Here is a 20,320-nt window from a genome sequence, read left to right on the forward strand (position 1 = left end):
ACCTCAACGAGTTTGCTTTTAGGTTAAATCGTTCACAATCCAAACAGACCATTTTTCATAAAGCTATTGAAAGGATGGTAAAACATCAACCCATATATCAATATCAAATTACACAGAACTTAAATACATAACTCAAAATATTAATATAATGCATTCAAATATATATTATTCTATCTAAATTTAATCACACTTCCTCCATCATCTCTGCAATAGAGCATAAATACTGTGCTAATTGGAGTTCTATAGTCATAATTTTCAGCCTTATTCCTCTAAAAAATAAATAAAAGTTGAAATACTTTCCTATTTCACTTTCACTACTTAAGCAAAAATATTTTATTCAAACCGCTATATCCTGTATATTTACCTTTGAAAATATTCATTACTCAATCTGTTCTATTATGCATATCGCCATAGCCGGAAACATCGGTGCCGGGAAAACGACCTTGACAAGGCTGCTTGCCAAGCACTTTAAATGGGAACCTCAGTTTGAAGATGTTGTAGACAATCCTTATCTGGACGATTTTTACAACCAGATGGAACGCTGGAGTTTTAACCTTCAAATCTACTTCCTCAACAGCAGGTTCAGCCAGATATTGCAGATAAGGGAAAGCGGCAAGACAATTATACAGGACAGAACCATCTATGAAGATGCCTATATTTTTGCTCCCAACCTACACGCTATGGGGCTTATGACAAACAGGGACTTTAAAAATTACCGTGCCTTGTTTGAGTTGATGGAGAGTTTGGTGCAACCCCCCGATTTGCTCATCTACCTGAGGAGTTCGATTCCGAACCTCGTAAATCAAATACACAAAAGGGGAAGGGAATACGAAAGTTCTATTTCTATCGATTATCTGAGTAGACTAAACGAGCGATACGAAGCATGGGCACATAAATACAACAAGGGAAAATTTTTGATAATTGATGTAGATAAACTTAATTTTGTAGATAATCCCGAAGATTTGGGATATGTTATTGAAAAAATAGACGGGGAACTGAACGGATTGTTCTGACAGGGCCCGGGAAAGGTAGTTGTTTCTCACAAAGCCCTAATGGCATACCGGCATGTGTTCTCCACATACTCTAAATACTTATGTCAAATGGAAGCTACGAAACACAAACGCCCAAAACACAAAGGTTCTCCCAAACTGTTCAATAATCCTCTTTTAGAGAAACTGACCCATACCCACATTTCTTTGCCTCTGATTATTTTTACGGTAATTGCTGCAGCACTTATCTATTACGGCATAGTAGAAAAGGGGTTTCAGGTGCCGGAAATGATACTGCTCTTCTTAGCGGGACTCATTTTCTTTACATTTATAGAATACTTGATGCACCGCTATCTGTATCATATGCCGGCAACTACAGAAAAGCGAAAAAAAGTAGCCTATACCATGCACGGTGTACACCACGACTACCCTAAAGACAAATCCAGATTGGCCATGCCGCCCTTGCTCAGTCTTATCATCGCTACAGTATTCTTTATTATTTACCGCGCCGTGATGGGAGATTATGTCTTCGGCTTTCTGGCTGGTTTTCTCATGGGGTATACCGCCTATCTCGGGGTGCATTATTCAGTACACGCCTTTAAGGTCCCCAACAACTTTTTAAAGGTACTGTGGTATCACCACTCTATTCATCACTACAGGGAACCGGATCGGGCTTTTGGGGTTTCTTCTCCACTTTGGGATCACATCTTCGGTACCATGCCCAGAAAACCCGGAAAAAACCCGGAGGTAAATCAGCTATAGGTATTCCGAACCTATTAAAACACAAACTGCCATCTCCTGAGAACAGGGATGGCAGTTGTTATATCCTTGGATATTTCCTTTTCTAATATTCTTCGTTATTCTGTTGTTTTTTAGATTCCTCTCCTTCTGTCACATAAGCAATAAGCTTTCCGTCGTCCTTTACTTCTTTAACTTCTGAGTTTATCACTTTTTCTATCTCCACAGAGGCACCTCTCTCCTGCTCTGTATTAAGAGAGAGCTTGTCGGAAGTTGTATGCCCTCCGAGAATCGGCGCAATGACCAAGCCTACAAGACAGGTGAGTTTGATAAGGATATTCATCGATGGTCCGGAGGTATCTTTAAAAGGATCTCCAACGGTATCGCCGGTAACGGCTGCTTTATGGGCGTCTGAGCCTTTATAGGTCATTTTCCCGTCTATTTCCACTCCGGCTTCAAAAGACTTTTTAGCATTGTCCCATGCACCTCCAGCATTGTTCTGAAAAATAGCCCATACCACTCCCGAAACTGCAACGCCGGCCATATAGCTTCCCAATGCTTCAGCTCCCATTATAAAGCCTATGGCTATGGGCGATAGTATGGCGATAGCTCCTGGCAATATCATTTCTCGAAGTGCTGCCCTGGTAGAAATATCCACACAACGTCCGTAATCCGGCTTTCCGGTACCTTCCATAATCCCAGGAATCTCTCTGAACTGTCTTCTCACCTCCTGAACCATTTCCATTGCTGCCTTACCCACACTCTGCATGGCCAAGGCCGAAAAAATAACAGGCACCATACCTCCTATAAAAAGAGCGGCCAGCACATCGGCTTTAAAAATATTGATTCCGTCTATACCCGTAAAAGTCACATAAGCTGCAAAAAGCGCCAGAGCTGTCAATGCAGCAGAAGCTATGGCAAAGCCCTTACCTACCGCAGCAGTTGTATTTCCCACAGAATCGAGTATATCTGTACGTTTGCGAACATCGTCGGGAAGTTCGCTCATTTCGGCAACCCCACCGGCATTGTCGGCAATAGGACCGAAAGCGTCTATGGCAAGCTGCATAGCCGTAGTAGCCATCATAGCCGAAGCTGCAATAGCCACTCCGTAAAAACCGGCTAAGGTATAAGAAGCCCATATCGCAATCGCAAACAACAACACCGACGAAAAAGTAGACTTCATCCCCGTGGCGAGTCCAGCAATAATATTAGTAGCCGCTCCTGTGGAAGAGTTGTGTACTATATTGAGCACCGGTTTTTTACCCAATCCGGTATAGTATTCTGTAAAATAAGAGATTAACCCTCCTACTGCCAGTCCGATCAGTGTTGCGAAAAATACGCGGTTGGCAGACACTTCCTTAAATCCTTCTCCAAAAAACTTCATATTTAACTTATCCGGGAGCATCCAATCTATAAGAAAATAACAGGCGACTACCGTGAGCAGAATAGCCAGCCAATTTCCTGTGTTCAAAGCTCTCTGCACTTGTGGTTCTCGAGCATCGTTACTGCTTATTCTCACAAAAAATGTACCTATAATAGAGGCGATGATACCTACTCCTGCAATCATTACTGGCAACAGTATGGGTCCCATACCTCCAAAGGCATCGGTAAAGCTGCCGTTTACTTCGGTCACTTCTCGAATTACGTAATTACCCAATACCATAGAGGCCAATACCGTAGCCACATACGACCCGAAGAGGTCGGCTCCCATTCCGGCGACATCTCCTACATTATCCCCTACATTGTCGGCTATGGTTGCCGGATTTCGGGGATCATCTTCCGGAATTCCAGCCTCCACTTTTCCTACAAGGTCGGCGCCTACATCGGCTGCCTTAGTATAAATCCCTCCACCGACTCGGGCAAAAAGGGCTATAGATTCTGCTCCCAGAGAGAATCCGGCAAGGGCTTCGAGCACCACGGTCATTTCTGTATAAAAATCCTGTGCTCCGACGAGGAACATTTTGGCAAATACAAAAAAGAAAAGAGAGAGCCCCAATACGGCCAGACCTGCCACTCCCAATCCCATAACCGTTCCACCGGAAAACGATACTTTAAGTGCTTTTGGCAAACTGCTTCTAGCGGCTTGGGTAGTGCGCACATTACTCTCCGTAGCGATACGCATCCCTATATTGCCCGCAAGGGCAGAAAAGAAAGCTCCAAACACAAAGGCGATGATAATCACCCAATGAGTGGTTGGTACAAAAAAAGCTATAACTCCTAAAGCGATCGCCGCCAATACGACAAACACCGAAAGTAGTCGGTATTCGGCATTGAGAAAGGCGAGAGCTCCATCTTTAATACTACTCGAAATAGATTGCATTTTTTCTTCGCCGGCATCTTGCTTCTTCACCCACATCATTTTGCCAACCATAAAAATAAGACCGACAATTGCCATAATTATCGGTAAAAAAATCGTATTTGTTTCCATAATAAATTGTTGGTTTTTAAAAATAGACAGATAAATGTAATAAAAAGAATACTGATTTACCCATTACAATGTGTATATATTGGAACCAACACTAGTGATAGTACTAAAAACGTAGGTCACTACATTGCAAAAAAGCTCCTCTTTATCTGGTAAACCAACCATATATAAATGGACGGAAATTCTGTGTTAAACAAAAAAGCCATCTGGTGACAGACGGCTTTTTTACAGCTTAAAAATATGTTATACTTATGCGATACTAAAGAGTCCTTCTTCTTTGTTTTGAACTGCCTTAAAGCGTTCTATACATGCATCTATAATATCGTATGCCTCGTTGACATCTCCCCAACCACCTACATCAACTTTCTTTTGTTCCAAATCTTTGTACACTTGGAAGAAGTGTTCGATTTCCTTGATCTGGTGGGGGTTCATATCTTTAAGGTCGGTTAGTTTGTTCCAGATAGGATCGGATACCGGTACGCAAATAATCTTTTCGTCCGGTCCCTTTTCGTCGGCCATATGGAAAACACCTATGGGTTTTACTTCCATAACACATCCGGGGAAAGTAGGCTCGGTAACCAGCACCAATACGTCGAGTGGATCTTTGTCGAGTGCCAGAGTTTCGGGGATAAACCCGTAATCTGCCGGGTAGTGCATAGACGAGAATATCATCCGGTCGTAACGGATTTTTTTCAGTTGAAAATCGTACTCGTATTTATTTCTACTCCCTTTAGGGATCTCTATCAAAACGTCGAAAGACTTTAATTTTGCTGCGCTCATTGAGTTGTATTAAATGTATTAAGAGGGCGCAAAAATACGCAACACCAACTTAAAACACAATAGAAATCTGTTTTTAACATCACTCTAAAAATAGAATCCGAAAGTGCCGGTAACCGCAAACCTTCTCGCATCGGGTTCGTTGAGATAATTACCTCTGAAATTAAAATCGATTCGGAACACTCTAAAGATATTTCCTATCCCGAACGAATATTCCCAATACACCTTTTCGGAGGGAGCCTTCAACAACATCCCTGAGGGGCTGCTAAGTGCGATATTCTCATCCGACAATTCTCCCCATACTCCACGCACACCTACAATTTCTCTGAGGTTCAGCTTCCTAATAAGGGGTATTCTGGAAAAGATACGTCCGTTAAAATTGTGCTCCAGGTGCATGGATACGTAGGTGTCGGTGACAAATTCGTAGAAATCGAGATTGGGAAAGGTATTGAATATAGAAAAATACGTCTGATTTCCAGGCACCACACTCAAGAGTCCGAGGGGCACCTCTCCAAAAGTTTTCCCCGCCTCTATCGTAGTATAAAGTCGACCCACACCACCGACATTCCAGGGTTTTCTGAAGTAAAACTGTATTTTCTCGTAGTCGAAATCGCTATTTAAAAAGCCACTTACCCCTTTGGCGTAGTTGACAAAAAACCTTGCGTATTCGTCGTTTACATCCCGTCGTTCTACCCCGTAACCCGTCGTTTTCCTCCCCGGCGTGTACTCCAGGGAAGTGGTGAGTTCCAGTTGCTTGACCTGCGACGACACTCCGGAGGTGGCATCGGGGTCTACATAATCTAAGCTAAAAGCCTCGGGCAATGCCGATTTAAGTGTTCTAAATAACGCTCCCACCTTAAAGCGAAAATTCTTGGCAGGCTCCATTTCTACGTCGGCTGTGGTCAGATTTATATCGGTGAGTTTGTCGTTAGATCCCACTGTAAACACAGAAGACGACGCATAGCTCCTACCCAAAACATCATTGCTGGGAGTAAGGCTCACCCCTATTTGTTCTACATCTCTGCGATTTCCCGCAGATACAATCAGACGGTGCTCTCTGTTGAGCAACCATTTGGCCGAAATACCGTATTTAAATTTCTTGTCCTTAAAGCCATAGGCTCCAAAGCCCTCCAACCGCCACATATCATTAGGTCCGAAATAGGTTCGCCCTCCTCCTCTTATACGCACACCTTCGGCGTCGTTATATCCGAAAGAAGAAAAAATAGATCCGTAATCTAAGTTCCATTTATCAATCTCAACATAACCGGAGGCCAGTATTTCACCTACACTGTACAACTGTTTGAATTTAGGCACCGTTTTTAGGGTATCGAGCATACTGTATATCCCAGATTCGTTTTTGTTCAGTGCTTCGAGTCTATTTTCCCTCCAGAACACGTCGTCGCGTTCGTAAACCTGTTCGTCAAATCGATCTACTTCTTCACTGTAGAAGGATTTAGGTTTTTCTTCATCAAACACGTAGCGGTCGTACACCGTGGTTCGCTTGCCGTATATACCTCGCGATTCTTCCTTTTTACGAAGGCTGAAGTCGCTCATCATATAATCTCTAGTAAGCAAAAAGACCGAGTCGTTGAGCACCTCAAACTCCTGTTCTATATAAATTTCTTTTACCCAGTTGATATTGGCGCTCTTGGTAACCTGGAGATTGATTTTTTTTACGGCATAGGTAGTATCACTCACCCAGAAATCGCCCTTAAAGGTCAGTTCGTTTTTCCGCCTTGGATAGTAGATAATGTTGTAACACCATTTGTTGTCGATATATGCACTGTCGGCCAGGGCGTAATTATAGGTGTCGATTCCTACTCTAGAAATAGGGCTTACAAAGCTCTTGTCGAAAAACTTGATATAACTCTTGTAAATATCGTAATCGGCATAGAGATCTTGCACAAATGAGATTAAATTCTGATTGGTACTAAAGCCAGAATTCTTATTCCCTAGGAGTTTTTGCTTTTCTTTCCCTAACTTATTGTCGCCATACACCTTGTAAAATGCCTCATTGATAAATATAGGGAGATAGGTTTTGCCTGTTATGCGGGAGGTATCCATCTGATCGAAAATAAATTCCATCCCCTTAAACAGTTTACTTTCCATAAGACTGCTATCTATGGTGTTTAGGTCGAACTCTACCTTTTCATACTTGTCATAACGGTATTGGTCGAAGCCTTTCACCCCATTCTTCCGCTTTCGCTCCAACACTTTTCTCAAAAGATCTACAGCGGGGTTGTTCTTTTTAGATTGTTTACCTACAAAGACCACGACTTCTTTTAGCTGCTCGCCTTCGGTCAATTCTACTTTCATATTGTAGGTTACCTTTTTGTCGAGGGGAATCTCACGAGTAGTAAATCCAACAAAAGATATCACCAAAGTAGTGTGGGAATTAGGAGATTCCAGATAAAACCTCCCGTCGTCGTTGGTAATGGTCCCCTCCGACGAATCCTTAAAAAACACATTGGCAAAAGATACCGGAGCCCCCGATTCGTCGACAACAACACCACCTACCTTGGTCTGAGCATTCAAACCAGCCGACAAGAGTATCAGTATCGCTACAATAAATATCCTCATATAAAACTAAATCCTAAAACACACATAAAGCGAGCCTGTCACCCTGTAAACCTACAATTTTATTCCGGATTTTACAGAAGTTAAATGACTCCTTCTACAAATAAAAAAACTTCACCAACAGCATGCCGGTGAAGTTTATATAACGTAAAATCGATGATTTTATTTGTACAAAACCTTTTTTACCGCTTTTATCACATCTTCATAATTAGGTAACCACTCGGCCAAAAGTACTGGAGAATAAGGAGCCGGGGTGTCCGCAGTATTGATTTTTTCAATAGGAGCATCCAGATAATCGAAAGCCTGAGACTGCACCTGATAAGTAATCTCTGTAGACACATTTCCAAAAGGCCATGCCTCTTCGAGGATTACCAATCGATTTGTTTTCTTTACCGATTTCAAGATGGTATCGCAATCCAGAGGGCGAACCGTTCTCAGGTCTATAATTTCACAGCTTATCCCTTCTTTTTCGAGGGCGTCTGCGGCTTTAAAAGCCTCTTTTATGATTTTTCCAAAAGATACTATAGTCACATCCTTTCCCTCTTGTTTCACCTCGGCAACGCCCAAGGGCAGAGTGTATTCTCCTTCCGGTACTTCTCCCTTGTCTCCGTACATCTGTTCAGATTCCATAAAAATCACTGGGTCATTATCGCGAATGGCCGATTTGAGTAATCCTTTAGCATCATATGGATTGGAAGGCACAACCACCTTGAGACCAGGGCAGTTTGCATACCAACTTTCAAAAGCCTGAGAGTGCGTAGCTGCCAACTGTCCGGCTGAAGCAGTAGGCCCGCGGAAAACGATGGGAATATTAAACTGCCCACCACTCATCTGACGCATCTTGGCCGCGTTGTTTATGATTTGGTCAATACCTACCAATGAGAAATTGAAAGTCATAAATTCTATTATAGGCCTGTTCCCGTTCATTGCAGACCCAACACCAACTCCGGCAAAACCGAGTTCGGAAATAGGCGTATCCAACACTCTGTCAGGACCAAATTCGTCGAGCATCCCTTTAGAAGCCTTGTAGGCTCCGTTGTATTCAGCTACTTCCTCTCCCATGAGGTAAATCGACTCATCCCTGCGCATCTCTTCGCTCATGGCCTCGGCTATGGCCTCTCTAAATTGTATTGTTCTCATGTACTATAATATTGGTAATAAGCGAAGCAAAAATAGTAATAATTAAAATTCTATACCCTCGCAATCTCATAAATTTTACAAGCGATAAAAACAGCTCTTATATTTTGATTTCACAATGGTAAAAACCGTGAAAAAAACGATTGCGAAACTTAAAACATATTATGCGTGCATAGTATATTACAGAAATTATCTCTATCTTCGTAACCGTAAATAATTCAAAAAACAACAGGAATCTGAAGACTCGGGGCAGGTGTTGTAGCAATGGTATAAAACCCGTCTTTGTCTTCGATCGAACTTCAAAAAGTAGAAACATGAAGATATTAGTATGTATCAGTCACGTTCCGGATACCACTTCTAAGATTAACTTTACAGACAACGACACCAAATTTGACACTAATGGTGTTCAGTTTGTCATCAATCCTAATGACGAATTCGGACTTACTAGAGCCATGTGGTTTAAGGAAAAGCAGGGTGCTTCGGTAACCGTTGTGAACGTGGGTGGACCGGAAACAGAGCCAACGCTGCGAAAAGCCTTAGCGATTGGTGCCGACGAGGCTATCAGGGTAAATGCTCAGCCTACAGACGGTTTCTTTGTAGCGAGCCAACTCGCCAAAGTAGTACAAGAAGGAGGCTATGACCTCGTAATTGCCGGAAGAGAGTCTATAGACTATAACGGAGGAATGGTACCGGGCATGCTGGCCGCGCTCACCGGTGCAAACTTTGTAAATACCTGTATCGGACTGGAGGTAGAAGGCAATGATGCTACGGTGATTCGAGAAATAGACGGCGGTAAGGAAACTGTAAAATGTGCCCTTCCACTAATTATTGGCGGACAAAAAGGACTGGTCGAAGAAAGTGACCTGCGCATCCCCAATATGAGAGGCATTATGATGGCCAGACAGAAAAAGCTCAACGTGTTAGAAGCTGGGGAAACAAATAGCAGAACATCGGCTGCCAAATTTGAAAAACCAGCACCCAAAGGAGATGTGAAATTGGTTTCGCCCGACAATCTCGACGAATTAATTGACTTGTTACACAACGAAGCCAAGGTTATATAAATCCTTATCATCTAAATACAGCAAACATTTAATTTAATACCGCAAAAGATATGTCTATCTTAATATATACCGAATCGGAAGAAGGAAAATTAAAGAAATCTGCCTTCGAACTGGCCTCTTATGCCAAAGACCTGGCTAAGCAGACAGGCAACACGGTTACCGCCATTGCCATCAATACCGAAGACACCTCATCGCTGGGCAATTACGGAGTAGATAAAGTGCTTAAAGTAAAAGACGAAAAGCTCAACTCCTTCAACGCCCGTACCTATGCTGATGTAATACAACAAGCTGCCAAACAAGAAGGTGCAAAAATAGTCATCATAGGATCTACTACCAACGACAAATACCTCGCTCCTCTACTGGCCGTTCAGCTCGAAGCCGGTTACGCCTCAAACGCAGTAGCCCTACCGGAAAGCACGGAACCTTTTCGCATAAAAAGAACTGCCTTTTCTAACAAGGCCTTTAATACAACAGAAATTAATACAGACATCAAGCTGATAGGACTTGCTAAAAATTCATTCGGATTGAAAGAAAATCAGAGCAATGCAGTGGAAGAAGATTTTTTACCTTCTCTTAACGACACTGATTTTTCAATTAAACCAGAGTCTGTAGACAAAACAACCGGAAAAATAACCATAGCAGATGCCGAGATTGTAGTGTCGGGAGGACGAGGACTCAAAGGTCCTGAAAATTGGGGAATGATAGAAGAGCTCGCCAGCGTATTGGGAGCTGCTACCGCCTGTTCTAAGCCCGTATCAGATATGGGATGGCGCCCTCATGACGAGCACGTGGGACAAACCGGAAAACCCGTCGCCTCCAACCTATATATAGCAGTTGGAATCTCCGGTGCTATTCAGCACTTGGCGGGAATCAACGCTTCTAAAGTCAAAGTAGTGATTAACAACGACCCGGAAGCTCCCTTCTTCAAAGCTGCAGACTACGGAGTTGTAGGAGATGCTTTTGAAGTAGTGCCCGCTCTAATCGAAAAGCTAAAAGCCTTTAAAGCGCAAAACTCATAAGCGCTGTCCGAGAAAACTAAGAAGTAAATACAAAACACAATACCGGAGTCTGAAGTTTAGGGATGAATTTCCCTAAACTTCAGGCTTTTTACTTTTAATCCAATACTACTCTCCTTTAGAGAGTGAGGAATGGTAGTTTAATTTTAAAAGTACAATCTAAAACTTTCTTTTATTTAAAGAAAAATATTATAAATTACTATTTGATTAGTATTTACATCCCTCTCTACTGCCTTAATAAGCATAACCCCTATAAAACAAGTAGAATATAAATATTTGAGTTCAGTTCAAGAGCCCAAATTTTCAGAGGGTTCTTCAACCCCAGCGCCGGAACATTAAAATCTCACTTGGCAAGTCAATCGGCTAATCATTCTACATTAAAAAATATACTTCGGAGCTCATAATATTTTATCCTTTTTTGTACATGTGCTCTGAAAGACTATCTCTTCGGGCAGTGATCCCACTCAAAGTACATTTCTTGCTAAACTCTCAATACACAACAAGGTTAAAATATACCGGATATCCGTATATTGCATTTAAAAACGTAAATTCGCAGGCTCGCAACGAGGAATTCGCACGAAAATTTTTCATCTTTGCCTGAGGAACTGTTTAAAATTGTGACGAACAGCTTTATATTCGGTTGTACAGAAGCATGAGTTTAGTAAGATTAGACATAAAAGGAATATCGTATAGCCAAACCCAGAACGGCGCCTACGCTCTTATACTCAACGAAGTAGAAGGCGATCGAAAACTACCGATAGTTATCGGAGCATTTGAGGCACAGTCTATAGCTATCGCTCTGGAAAAGGAAATAAAACCTCCTAGACCGCTAACGCACGACCTTTTCAAAAATTTTGCCGATCGCTTTGACATTGTTGTCAAACAAGTTATCATCCACAAGCTTGTAGACGGAGTATTTTATTCGAGTATTATTTGCGAACGCGACAGGATTGAGGAAATTATAGACGCGCGTACCAGTGATGCCATAGCCTTGGCACTGCGTTTTAACGCCCCTATTTTTACCTATAAGAATATTCTCGACAAAGCCGGCATACACCTCAACTTTTCTCAGAAAGACAAGGAACAATCTGAACAGGAAGTCATTTCTGAAGAGATTGTCAAAAATATGGAAAACAGTCCCCAAACTACCTCGGAAGACTATAGCGCACTCTCGCTTCAGGAGTTACACAAGATGTTGGAAAAAGCTGTGAACAGCGAAGAATACGAAAAGGCTGTTAAACTTCGAGACGAGATCTCAAAAAGGGAGCATAAATAATAACGTCACATGATGCACAACACCTTCATCGTCTTACAGACCAGCATACAGCCCAGTGTGGGCTTTACCGCAAACGGTCTGGGAAGAGGGCTATTGGGACTGCTGGCATTGATAGGTATTGCCTACCTCTTTAGCAGCAACAGAAAGGCCATAAACTGGCAAACAGTAGGATTAGGTTTACTCGCACAACTTCTTCTTGCGATTGGTATACTAAAAGTTCCTTTTTTTCGAGAAATATTCAACGTACTAGGAAAGGGGTTTAATAAAATATTAAAGTTTACAGAAGCGGGCACACAATTTCTTTTCAGTTCATTCGTTTCCAATCAGATCGAAAGTCCGCTGATGAATTTTGCCATTACCATACTGCCTACCATTATCTTTTTTTCGGCGCTGACCTCCGTACTGTTTTATCTCGGCATCATCCAAAAGGTTGTTAAGGGACTGGCGTGGTTACTTTCAAAATTACTCAAAATATCAGGTGCCGAAAGTCTTTCGGTAGCTGGTAATATATTTCTGGGACAAACCGAGGCTCCACTTATGATAAAGGCCTATCTCAGCAAAATGAACCGCTCCGAGATTCTCTTGGTAATGGTGGGTGGTATGGCTACTGTAGCCGGAGGTGTACTCGCTGCCTATATCGGATTTCTCGGTGGTTCAGACGAAGCACTTCGTCTGGAATTTGCTCGACACCTGCTCGCAGCATCTGTAATGGCCGCTCCGGGAGCTATTGTCATTTCCAAGATATTACTCCCACAAACCGAGGGGGTGAATACCACTGTAGAGGTATCTGAACAGAATATAGGTTCTAATCTGCTCGACGCTATGGCTATTGGGACTACCGAAGGCCTTAAACTGGCTGTCAATGTAGCGGCCATGTTATTGGTGTTTGTAGCTTTTATCGCTATGATCAATTACGGTTTTCTCAAAATCGGCGAGATAGGGAATATCAACGAATGGGTAGCCGTACATACCCCCTACAATAAATTATCTCTCGAACTGATATTGGGCTACGCCTTTGCCCCCTTGATGTGGGTGATAGGGGTGGCACATGAAGATATAGCCCTTATGGGACAACTACTCGGAGTAAAGCTAGCAGCCAGCGAATTTGTTGGATATATTCAACTCGCAGAACTGAAAGATGCTACTCAGTCTATACACCTCACTTACAACAAATCCGTTATCATGGCCACCTATATGCTCTGTGGTTTTGCCAATTTTGCCTCTATCGGTATTCAAATAGGAGGTATAGGCTCGCTGGCCCCCGGACAACGTAAAAACCTTTCCGAACTAGGAGTAAAAGCTGTGTTGGGAGGTACCCTAGCATCGCTTATTTCTGCAACATTTGCAGGCATGATTATTGGCTGATGACTCTCGGGAGTACAAAGGGAATGTTAAAAACTCCTTTTCTGGCGGTTTCAAAAACCGTTACACAGTACAATTTGCTACCTTTGCACCAGCTTAACATTAAACTAAAGCAGTTGTATTATGTGGAGTTTTTTCAGTAAGTTCAAGTACCTAGGCATTACGCTCCTTATCCTTTCCGCCATTATTGTCACCCTGTTTTACAACGCTCTTAAACCCAAAGAAATTCTCCCTGTATACCAACCTTCTATGGTGAAATCTGAACTGGTAGACAGCACTATACAGTACGTAAAAAAATATCACACCATTGCCGACTTCAAACTCGTAAACCAAAACGGCGACACTATTACCCAAAACAACTACAACAACAAAATTTACGTAGCCGATTTTTTCTTTACCACCTGCCCTACGATATGCCCTATTATGACCGATAATATGACTGACATTCAGGAAGCAGTTGCCGATTACGACGACGTGATGCTGCTCTCGCATTCAGTTACCCCGGAAATAGACTCGGTGCCACAACTGAAAAAATACGCCTTAGAGAAAGGCGTTAACGACAAAAAGTGGAACCTTGTGACAGGGGATAAAAAGCAGATTTACCGACTTGCTCGAAAGTCGTATCTCGCCGTACTAAACGATGGAGACGGCGGACCATACGACATGATACATACCGAAAATTTTATCCTGGTCGACAAAAAGAAACGGATAAGAGGATTTTACGACGGCACAGACGATGAAGATATGATCAAACTGCTACACGATATCGAAATACTCCGAGGAGAAAGCTAATCCGATTGACCACTGCCACACCCCTCACTTGATAAGTAAAAAGTATGTTAAAGTTTTTTATTCTCTTTTCTTTAAAAAACACATAAGAAACTAATATACAAACCATTACCACCCATTTACAATATCTCGGCAACACACTTATTTTTGCAGACTGACTTTTTATATTACTTTTGACTTTAAATTCATTCTAAATAAAAATTGAAGACTACTATAGCACATCTGAAACGGGGTGAAAAAGGGATTATAACGCATATTCCTTTAGATCGTATTCCCATAAAACTTTTTGAGATGGGTTGCCTTCCCGGCAATGAGGTAGAGCTTCTACAGCTAGCTCCCTTTAAAGATCCGTTATACCTAAACGTCAACGGTTCTTTCCTTTCTATAAGACGGGAAACCGCACTGCTGATAGAAATTGAAAAAACAGAGGAAAACAAAACGGTATGACAATAGCGGGCCAGCAAATTAAGGTAGCACTTATAGGTAACCCAAACACGGGTAAAACTTCTGTTTTCAACCAATTGACAGGATTGAATCAGAAAGTGGGCAACTACCCAGGGATTACAGTAGAAAAGAAAGAAGGTGTATGTAAGTTGTCTAGAGGAATAAAGGCTCATATTCTGGACCTTCCTGGAACCTATAGCCTCAACGCTACATCGATGGATGAGAATATCGTTACCGAACTCCTGCTAAACAAAAATGACAAGGATTTTCCGGATGTCGCTGTGGTAATCACCGACGTGGAAAACCTGAAGAGAAATCTACTTCTCTTTACCCAAGTCAAAGATTTACAGATACCCACTGTACTGGTGGTCAATATGGCCGATCGTATGCAGCGCAAGGGTATCACACTCGATATTGAAAAACTCGAACAAAAACTGGACACCAAGATAGCCTTGGTCAGTTCGCGCAAAGGGACGGGAATCGACAGGATAAAGGAACTGGTACTCGACTATCAAAACCTGTCCAAAACTCCGTGTACAGATACCACCGCCCTCGATCCTGAATATTTTGAAAAGCTTCAAAATACTTTTCCAAAGCACGAGGTATATAAGCTCTGGATGCTCATCACTCAGGATACCAACTTTGTCAATCTGGATCGACAAGAAATTCCGGATACCACTTCTTTTAACACCAAATCGGAGCCTGAAATAAAGCGGCTTCAGCACAAAGACACTGTTTATCGATACAAGTTTATCAACGACACCCTCAAAGAGACTTCCCAAACAGATCTCAAGGCCGCCAAAGGTTTGCGGGCATCACTGGATAGAATACTCACGCACAAGGTATGGGGATACCTCATCTTTTTGGCCATTTTGCTACTCATCTTCCAGGCCATCTTTAACTGGAGTGCGTATCCGATGGACTTTATCGACGAGTCTTTTGCCTCTTTTAGCGAATGGGTAAAAGGAGCACTTCCACCGGGACTGTTTACAGATCTTATCGCTGAGGGACTTATTCCAGGGATAGGCGGAGTGGTCATTTTTATTCCTCAAATAGCCTTTCTATTCCTTTTTATTGCCTTGCTTGAAGAGTCCGGCTATATGAGTAGGGTAGTATTTCTAATGGATAGGAGTATGCGTCGATTTGGACTGAGTGGTAAAAGTGTAGTACCCTTGATTTCGGGAACCGCCTGTGCCATTCCGGCTGTAATGGCTACAAGAAACATAGAACATTGGAAAGAACGACTGATTACCATACTGGTATCTCCGTTTATGACCTGTTCCGCACGTTTACCTGTATACCTCATCATTATCGCTCTGGTGATCCCCAACGAAAAGGTGTGGGGCTTTAACCTGCAAGGTATCGTACTCATGGCTCTGTATCTACTCGGAGCAGTAGCGGCTTTGTTATCGGCATACATAATGCACAAAACTATGAAGACGAAGATCAAGCCCTTCTTCGTAGTTGAAATGCCCAATTATAAATTACCCCTGTTCAAAAACGTGATCATCACCGTAATTGAAAAGACTAAGAGTTTTGTATGGGGAGCTGGAAAAATCATTCTCGCCATATCTATAATCCTGTGGTTTATGGCCTCTCACGGACCTTCAGATCGCTTTGACAAGGCTGAACAGATCGTTACCGAAAAACACTCTGGAAGCACCATAAGTCCGGAGGAACTGGAAACTGAAGTGGCATCGTACCAATTGGAGAACTCGTATATCGGAATTGTAGGTAAAGCCATAGAACCTGTAATACATCCATTGGGGTACGACTGGAAAATTGGTATCGCACTAGTCACCTCATTTGCTGCAAGAGAAGTATTTGTAGGAACCTTAGCCACCATCTACAGCGTGGGAAGTGAAGAAGAGAATACGATAAAGAACCGCATGGCGGCAGAGATAAATCCCATAACGGGTGATAAGGTATTCAACCTCCCTACAGGGGTGTCACTACTACTATTTTATGCCTTTGCCATGCAATGTATGAGCACCCTAGCCATTGTAAAACGCGAAACCAACGGCTGGAAATGGCCTATGGCGCAGTTAGTTTTTATGACAGCTCTCGCATATGTAACTGCTCTGATAGCATATCAATTATTAAAATAAACAACTGAAAAAATGCCAGATTTTCAAACTGTATTAGTGTATATAGCTCTTGGGATAGCCATAGGTTTTTTGGTCAAAAAATTTCTATTGCCCTCCCAAAAAAGTAATAAGAATTGTGGAGGTGACCCCGATTGTGGCTGTCATTAACTGCACTATCCCAAAGCTACATCGAGGGCCATCATGACCATAAACCCTCCGATAAATCCGAGGGTGGCGATATCGGTGTATTTATCTTGTTGCGTTTCCGGAATCACCTCCTCTACCACCACATAGATCATTGCTCCCGCTGCAAAAGCTAGTGCATAAGGCAGTACAGGAGTAAAAAAACTCACCGCCATAGCTCCAAGCACTCCCGCCATAGGCTCTACGATAGCAGATAGTTGTCCATACCAAAAACTCTTTTTCCTGCTCATCCCCTGCCTTCGTAAGGGCATAGACACCGCAATTCCTTCTGGAAAATTTTGTATTCCTATCCCAATTGCCAGAACAACAGCTCCGGCTATGGAAGCCTCGGGAATTCCAGCAGCTACTCCTCCGAAAAGCACTCCTACTGCGAGTCCTTCAGGAATATTGTGCAAGGTTATGGCCAGTACCAACAAGGTGGTGCGATGCCAACTAGTCTGCACCCCTTCGGCCCTGCTCTCCTTAAAATTAATATGCAGATGTGGCAGCAAGCGATCGAGACCAAACAGGAAAGCTGCTCCCAACCCAAATCCGACAACGGCGGGCACTACCTTTGCAAAACCTTCACCCTGACTCATCGCAATAGCCGGGGCCAACAGGCTCCAAAAACTGGCAGCCACCATTACCCCTCCGGTAAAACCCAACATTCCGTCCAGTACACTGCGTCTCATGCTTTTAAACAGGAAGACCAAGGCAGCCCCGGCCGCGGTGAGCAGCCAGGTAAAAGTAGTCGCCAACAGCGCTCCCGCAACAGGGTCTATCGACTCAAAAAAAACAATCAGTTTATCAAACATAAATCATATCTTTTTTACGTAAAGATTATTTGCGGTTAGCGACGACACATTGAGTTGTCCGCGAACCGTATCGATCAACACAGAGTTGTCAAATGGTTCTTTTGAAAGCACTCTCAATTCGTCTCCCAACGATATCCCAAGCCTGTCTAAGTATCGTAAAAACTCAGGAGAAGAATTCTCTACACCAACACACTTCCCCCTTTCGCCAGCTCTAAGCGTACCGAGAAATACTTTGGAAGAAGGCTGTATATTACCGTGTTTGTCAGGAATTGGATCTCCGTGAGGGTCAATCGAAGGACACCCCAGAAAAAGATCGAGCTCCTCTATTAATTTATCAGATTTTATATGCTCCAGTTGCTCGGCAACATCGTGTACCTCATCCCAGGAAAAATTGAGCTTCTCTACGAGAAACACCTCCCACAATCGATGCCTACGTATCACATTTACCGCATAATATCTTCCTTCTTTCGTGAGCTTTGCCCCTCGATAAGGCTTGTATTTCACCAGTTTCTTCTCCGACAATTTCTTGATCATATCAGTAGCAGAAGAGGCTTTGGTCGCCATAGCTTCGGCCACAGCGTTAGTAGAAACCTCCCCCTGCACATCCTTGCCTAGATGATATATAGCCTTTAGATAGTTTTCTTCAGATAAAGTCATTGAGTTTTGTTTATGCAAAAATACATTTTTATTTGGTTAAATATATTTTTAGTCTAAACTAAATTTTAAAATAAGAAAAAAAGAACACCAAACAGCCTACGGCAACCTTATTTTGGGATAGGCCAAAAACACTCAATCACTTCAAAGGGATGTTATAAGAAAGTGGTGAGGTAGAAGTTAGACGCGCAATCTACCTATTAGAAATACTCTAAACCGTTCGCGTCATCAGCGTGCTGCCAAAGTCCAACAGCATCTGTTTATTACTGTCTTCTACCTTGAGAGGTGAGATACAATCAAAGGCCTTCTGTGTATAAGACCGAATCTCATCGCGCACTATTTCGGGTATTCCACTCGACCTAAACAGGTCTTTTACAGTTCTGATTTTCTCGTCTGAATCGGCGGGATTTAGTTCGTAGAGATCTCTCAAAAGTTGAGCGTCTTCGCTGTCTAGCCTTTCAAGAGCTTTGATATAGAGAAATGTCTTTTTATTCTCGGCGATATCGCCTCCTATTTTTTTTCCGAAAGTTTTCTCATCGCCAAAAGCGTCGAGGTAGTCGTCTTGTAACTGAAAGGCAATTCCGAGGTTTAATCCGTAATCGTACAAGGTTTCTGCCTCATCTGCACTAGCTCCGGCAATCAGAGCCCCCATTTTTAGGGCTGTCCCTACCAAAACGGCCGTCTTATATGTAATCATAAGGAGATACTCTTCCAAACTTACCTCTGCTCTCATTTCAAAATCGACATCGTACTGCTGTCCTTCACACACCTCTGCAGCCATTTGGTTGAATGCCTTCAAGAGGGCGATCTGTAACTCAGCTGTATAGTTTTCAAACAACTTATAACTCATAATGAGCATAACATCTCCTGAAAGTATTCCTGTATTGACATCCCACTTCTCGTGAACGCAAGCTTGCCCCCTCCGCATAGAAGCACCGTCCATAATATCGTCGTGGACCAGAGTGAAATTGTGAAAAATTTCGACAGCCAGGGCCGCATTCAAAGCGTCTCGGTAATCCCCACCAAAAAAATCGGCTGCCATAAGCGTAAGTACAGGGCGAAGTCGCTTACCTCCGAGATGCATGATATACGATACAGGGGCGTACAGTCCTTCCGGCTCTTTCTTAAAAGAATACGACTCTAAATACGCTAAAAATTTACTCTGATATTCGGGTACGGACAACATGAAAAAGAAATTTTAGGCTAAAATACACCACCCCCCACAAAGTACAAAACAATTTGTGTCGCTACAGGCAAATACCTCAGTACTATTCATTGCGCCACACCTGTTCTTTGATTGCAAAAAAGTTAAAGACAATACCACACTACCTTACCCCCTCCAGTACCCACAAAAAAAACCGCAGCCTTGTAGAGCGCGGTTTCTTTCTTTTCCTTATTGTATACACTATTTTTTCAACACCAAGGGTCTTGCGTCGTTCCAAGCTACCACGTTGACAATCCTACTATCCTCAAAGGTAACTTCATTCAAGGTTTTATCGGACCAGAAAAACCATTTTCCGACCTTCTGTCCTTCGTCGTATTTTCCAGTAGCTACCTTCTTACCTTCAATGTTGTATGATTGCCATTCTCCGTGAACTTTACCATCCTTAAAAAATCCTGTCTGGGCTATCTCACCATTATCGTGATAATAGGTAGCTTTTATCAAGTTCCCTTCCTTTTCAAACTTAGGCTTAATTTCAGCTTTCTGAGCAAAAACTCCTGCCGAAACCAACATCACCGCAAAAATCATTATCTTTTTCATAATACTATATCTTTTATATGATTATCTCTTGTGTTACCATTACAAATGTAATCTATATTTTACATTAAAAAAACATTTACATAACATTAAATTAACATTAACTCCATAAAACACTGATTTTAAAATATATATAATAATATTTTTTTGAGAATTCAATTAAGCATTGGGAAAACATATATCTTCTTACCTTTGCATCCTGCGTAATTATCTACGCGTATACACCTTAAC

Annotated in this window: 17 protein-coding genes and 1 pseudogene; 10 read left to right on the forward strand and 8 right to left on the reverse strand. The window is 42.4% G+C overall.

The window, feature by feature from the left end:
• The 3 genes and pseudogenes from ACYZZR_RS09495 to ACYZZR_RS09505 all read left to right on the forward strand — a co-directional run.
• Nucleotides 1–131 (forward strand): annotated as a pseudogene (locus ACYZZR_RS09495) (IS1595 family transposase); the annotation flags it as partial.
• Between the two features lie 267 nt (nucleotides 132–398).
• A complete protein-coding gene (locus tag ACYZZR_RS09500; protein ID WP_461533767.1) occupies nucleotides 399–1,013 on the forward strand; it encodes a deoxynucleoside kinase in 615 nt (204 codons plus the stop codon).
• Between the two features lie 87 nt (nucleotides 1,014–1,100).
• Nucleotides 1,101–1,751: a sterol desaturase family protein gene (locus ACYZZR_RS09505; RefSeq protein ID WP_461533768.1), complete on the forward strand. Its 651-nt coding sequence runs from the start codon at nucleotides 1,101–1,103 to the stop codon at nucleotides 1,749–1,751.
• Nucleotides 1,752–1,833: 82 nt separating this feature from the next.
• Here the strand turns inward: ACYZZR_RS09505 and ACYZZR_RS09510 are convergent, their stop codons facing one another.
• The 4 genes from ACYZZR_RS09510 to ACYZZR_RS09525 all read right to left on the reverse strand — a co-directional run bounded on the left by ACYZZR_RS09510 (nucleotide 1,834) and on the right by ACYZZR_RS09525 (nucleotide 8,646).
• Nucleotides 1,834–4,155 (reverse strand): sodium-translocating pyrophosphatase, encoded by a 2,322-nt coding sequence (locus ACYZZR_RS09510; RefSeq protein ID WP_461533769.1) that lies wholly within the window; start codon nucleotides 4,153–4,155, stop codon nucleotides 1,834–1,836.
• Nucleotides 4,156–4,401: 246 nt separating this feature from the next.
• Nucleotides 4,402–4,932, reverse strand: a complete 531-nt coding sequence (locus tag ACYZZR_RS09515; RefSeq protein ID WP_461533770.1) for an inorganic diphosphatase — start codon at nucleotides 4,930–4,932, stop codon at nucleotides 4,402–4,404.
• A gap of 84 nt (nucleotides 4,933–5,016) precedes the next feature.
• Nucleotides 5,017–7,509 carry a DUF5686 family protein gene (locus tag ACYZZR_RS09520; RefSeq protein WP_461533771.1) on the reverse strand — a complete coding sequence of 831 codons (2,493 nt, stop codon included), beginning with the start codon at nucleotides 7,507–7,509 and terminating at the stop codon, nucleotides 5,017–5,019.
• A gap of 159 nt (nucleotides 7,510–7,668) precedes the next feature.
• The gene (locus ACYZZR_RS09525) at nucleotides 7,669–8,646 is read right to left on the reverse strand and encodes a pyruvate dehydrogenase complex E1 component subunit beta (protein ID WP_461533772.1); all 978 of its coding nucleotides are present in this window, start codon (nucleotides 8,644–8,646) and stop codon (nucleotides 7,669–7,671) included.
• Between the two features lie 311 nt (nucleotides 8,647–8,957).
• On the opposite strand from ACYZZR_RS09525, the gene ACYZZR_RS09530 reads away from it, so the two are divergent.
• From ACYZZR_RS09530 to feoB, 7 genes are all read left to right on the forward strand, one after another.
• Nucleotides 8,958–9,704 carry an electron transfer flavoprotein subunit beta/FixA family protein gene (locus ACYZZR_RS09530; RefSeq protein WP_461533773.1) on the forward strand — a complete coding sequence of 249 codons (747 nt, stop codon included), beginning with the start codon at nucleotides 8,958–8,960 and terminating at the stop codon, nucleotides 9,702–9,704.
• Between the two features lie 50 nt (nucleotides 9,705–9,754).
• Entirely contained in the window at nucleotides 9,755–10,723 is a 969-nt protein-coding gene (locus ACYZZR_RS09535; protein ID WP_461533774.1) for an electron transfer flavoprotein subunit alpha/FixB family protein, read from the forward strand.
• A gap of 649 nt (nucleotides 10,724–11,372) precedes the next feature.
• Nucleotides 11,373–11,996, forward strand: a complete 624-nt coding sequence (locus ACYZZR_RS09540; protein WP_461533775.1) for a bifunctional nuclease family protein — start codon at nucleotides 11,373–11,375, stop codon at nucleotides 11,994–11,996.
• A 9-nt stretch (nucleotides 11,997–12,005) separates the two neighbouring features.
• Complete coding sequence (locus tag ACYZZR_RS09545) at nucleotides 12,006–13,361, forward strand: NupC/NupG family nucleoside CNT transporter (RefSeq protein ID WP_461533776.1); 1,356 nt, start codon at nucleotides 12,006–12,008, stop codon at nucleotides 13,359–13,361.
• Nucleotides 13,362–13,481: 120 nt separating this feature from the next.
• Nucleotides 13,482–14,150 carry an SCO family protein gene (locus ACYZZR_RS09550; protein ID WP_461533777.1) on the forward strand — a complete coding sequence of 223 codons (669 nt, stop codon included), beginning with the start codon at nucleotides 13,482–13,484 and terminating at the stop codon, nucleotides 14,148–14,150.
• Between the two features lie 198 nt (nucleotides 14,151–14,348).
• Nucleotides 14,349–14,594, forward strand: coding sequence for a FeoA family protein (locus ACYZZR_RS09555; RefSeq protein WP_461533778.1), 246 nt, complete (start codon nucleotides 14,349–14,351; stop codon nucleotides 14,592–14,594).
• Nucleotides 14,591–16,699: a ferrous iron transport protein B gene (gene feoB, locus ACYZZR_RS09560; protein ID WP_461533779.1), complete on the forward strand. Its 2,109-nt coding sequence runs from the start codon at nucleotides 14,591–14,593 to the stop codon at nucleotides 16,697–16,699. Before ACYZZR_RS09555 ends, feoB begins: the two co-directional genes overlap by 4 nt.
• A 152-nt stretch (nucleotides 16,700–16,851) precedes the next feature.
• Here feoB and ACYZZR_RS09565 read toward each other — a convergent pair whose 3' ends face one another.
• From ACYZZR_RS09565 to ACYZZR_RS09580, 4 genes are all read right to left on the reverse strand, one after another.
• Complete coding sequence (locus tag ACYZZR_RS09565) at nucleotides 16,852–17,676, reverse strand: ZIP family metal transporter (protein WP_461533780.1); 825 nt, start codon at nucleotides 17,674–17,676, stop codon at nucleotides 16,852–16,854.
• A 3-nt stretch (nucleotides 17,677–17,679) separates the two neighbouring features.
• The gene (locus tag ACYZZR_RS09570; RefSeq protein ID WP_461533781.1) at nucleotides 17,680–18,333 is read right to left on the reverse strand and encodes a metal-dependent transcriptional regulator; all 654 of its coding nucleotides are present in this window, start codon (nucleotides 18,331–18,333) and stop codon (nucleotides 17,680–17,682) included.
• A 208-nt stretch (nucleotides 18,334–18,541) separates the two neighbouring features.
• Nucleotides 18,542–19,516: a polyprenyl synthetase family protein gene (locus tag ACYZZR_RS09575; protein WP_461533782.1), complete on the reverse strand. Its 975-nt coding sequence runs from the start codon at nucleotides 19,514–19,516 to the stop codon at nucleotides 18,542–18,544.
• 219 nt (nucleotides 19,517–19,735) lie between these two features.
• Nucleotides 19,736–20,092: a toxin-antitoxin system YwqK family antitoxin gene (locus ACYZZR_RS09580; protein ID WP_461533783.1), complete on the reverse strand. Its 357-nt coding sequence runs from the start codon at nucleotides 20,090–20,092 to the stop codon at nucleotides 19,736–19,738.
• Between the last annotated feature and the right edge of the window lie 228 nt (nucleotides 20,093–20,320).

The organism is Sinomicrobium sp. (genome assembly GCA_029266035.1).
Lineage (GTDB): Bacteria > Bacteroidota > Bacteroidia > Flavobacteriales > Flavobacteriaceae > Sinomicrobium.

Excerpts from the sequence above, each read along its gene's own strand:
- ACYZZR_RS09500 (WP_461533767.1), top strand. The coding sequence starts at position 399 with ATGCATATCGCCATAGCCGGAAACATCGGTGCCGGGAAAACGACCTTG.
- ACYZZR_RS09505 (WP_461533768.1), top strand. The coding sequence starts at position 1,101 with ATGGAAGCTACGAAACACAAACGCCCAAAACACAAAGGTTCTCCCAAA.
- ACYZZR_RS09510 (WP_461533769.1), bottom strand. The coding sequence starts at position 4,155 with ATGGAAACAAATACGATTTTTTTACCGATAATTATGGCAATTGTCGGT.
- ACYZZR_RS09515 (WP_461533770.1), bottom strand. The coding sequence starts at position 4,932 with ATGAGCGCAGCAAAATTAAAGTCTTTCGACGTTTTGATAGAGATCCCT.
- ACYZZR_RS09520 (WP_461533771.1), bottom strand. The coding sequence starts at position 7,509 with ATGAGGATATTTATTGTAGCGATACTGATACTCTTGTCGGCTGGTTTG.
- ACYZZR_RS09525 (WP_461533772.1), bottom strand. The coding sequence starts at position 8,646 with ATGAGAACAATACAATTTAGAGAGGCCATAGCCGAGGCCATGAGCGAA.
- ACYZZR_RS09530 (WP_461533773.1), top strand. The coding sequence starts at position 8,958 with ATGAAGATATTAGTATGTATCAGTCACGTTCCGGATACCACTTCTAAG.
- ACYZZR_RS09535 (WP_461533774.1), top strand. The coding sequence starts at position 9,755 with ATGTCTATCTTAATATATACCGAATCGGAAGAAGGAAAATTAAAGAAA.
- ACYZZR_RS09540 (WP_461533775.1), top strand. The coding sequence starts at position 11,373 with ATGAGTTTAGTAAGATTAGACATAAAAGGAATATCGTATAGCCAAACC.
- ACYZZR_RS09545 (WP_461533776.1), top strand. The coding sequence starts at position 12,006 with ATGATGCACAACACCTTCATCGTCTTACAGACCAGCATACAGCCCAGT.
- ACYZZR_RS09550 (WP_461533777.1), top strand. The coding sequence starts at position 13,482 with ATGTGGAGTTTTTTCAGTAAGTTCAAGTACCTAGGCATTACGCTCCTT.
- feoB (WP_461533779.1), top strand. The coding sequence starts at position 14,591 with ATGACAATAGCGGGCCAGCAAATTAAGGTAGCACTTATAGGTAACCCA.
- ACYZZR_RS09565 (WP_461533780.1), bottom strand. The coding sequence starts at position 17,676 with ATGTTTGATAAACTGATTGTTTTTTTTGAGTCGATAGACCCTGTTGCG.
- ACYZZR_RS09570 (WP_461533781.1), bottom strand. The coding sequence starts at position 18,333 with ATGACTTTATCTGAAGAAAACTATCTAAAGGCTATATATCATCTAGGC.
- ACYZZR_RS09575 (WP_461533782.1), bottom strand. The coding sequence starts at position 19,516 with ATGTTGTCCGTACCCGAATATCAGAGTAAATTTTTAGCGTATTTAGAG.
- ACYZZR_RS09580 (WP_461533783.1), bottom strand. The coding sequence starts at position 20,092 with ATGAAAAAGATAATGATTTTTGCGGTGATGTTGGTTTCGGCAGGAGTT.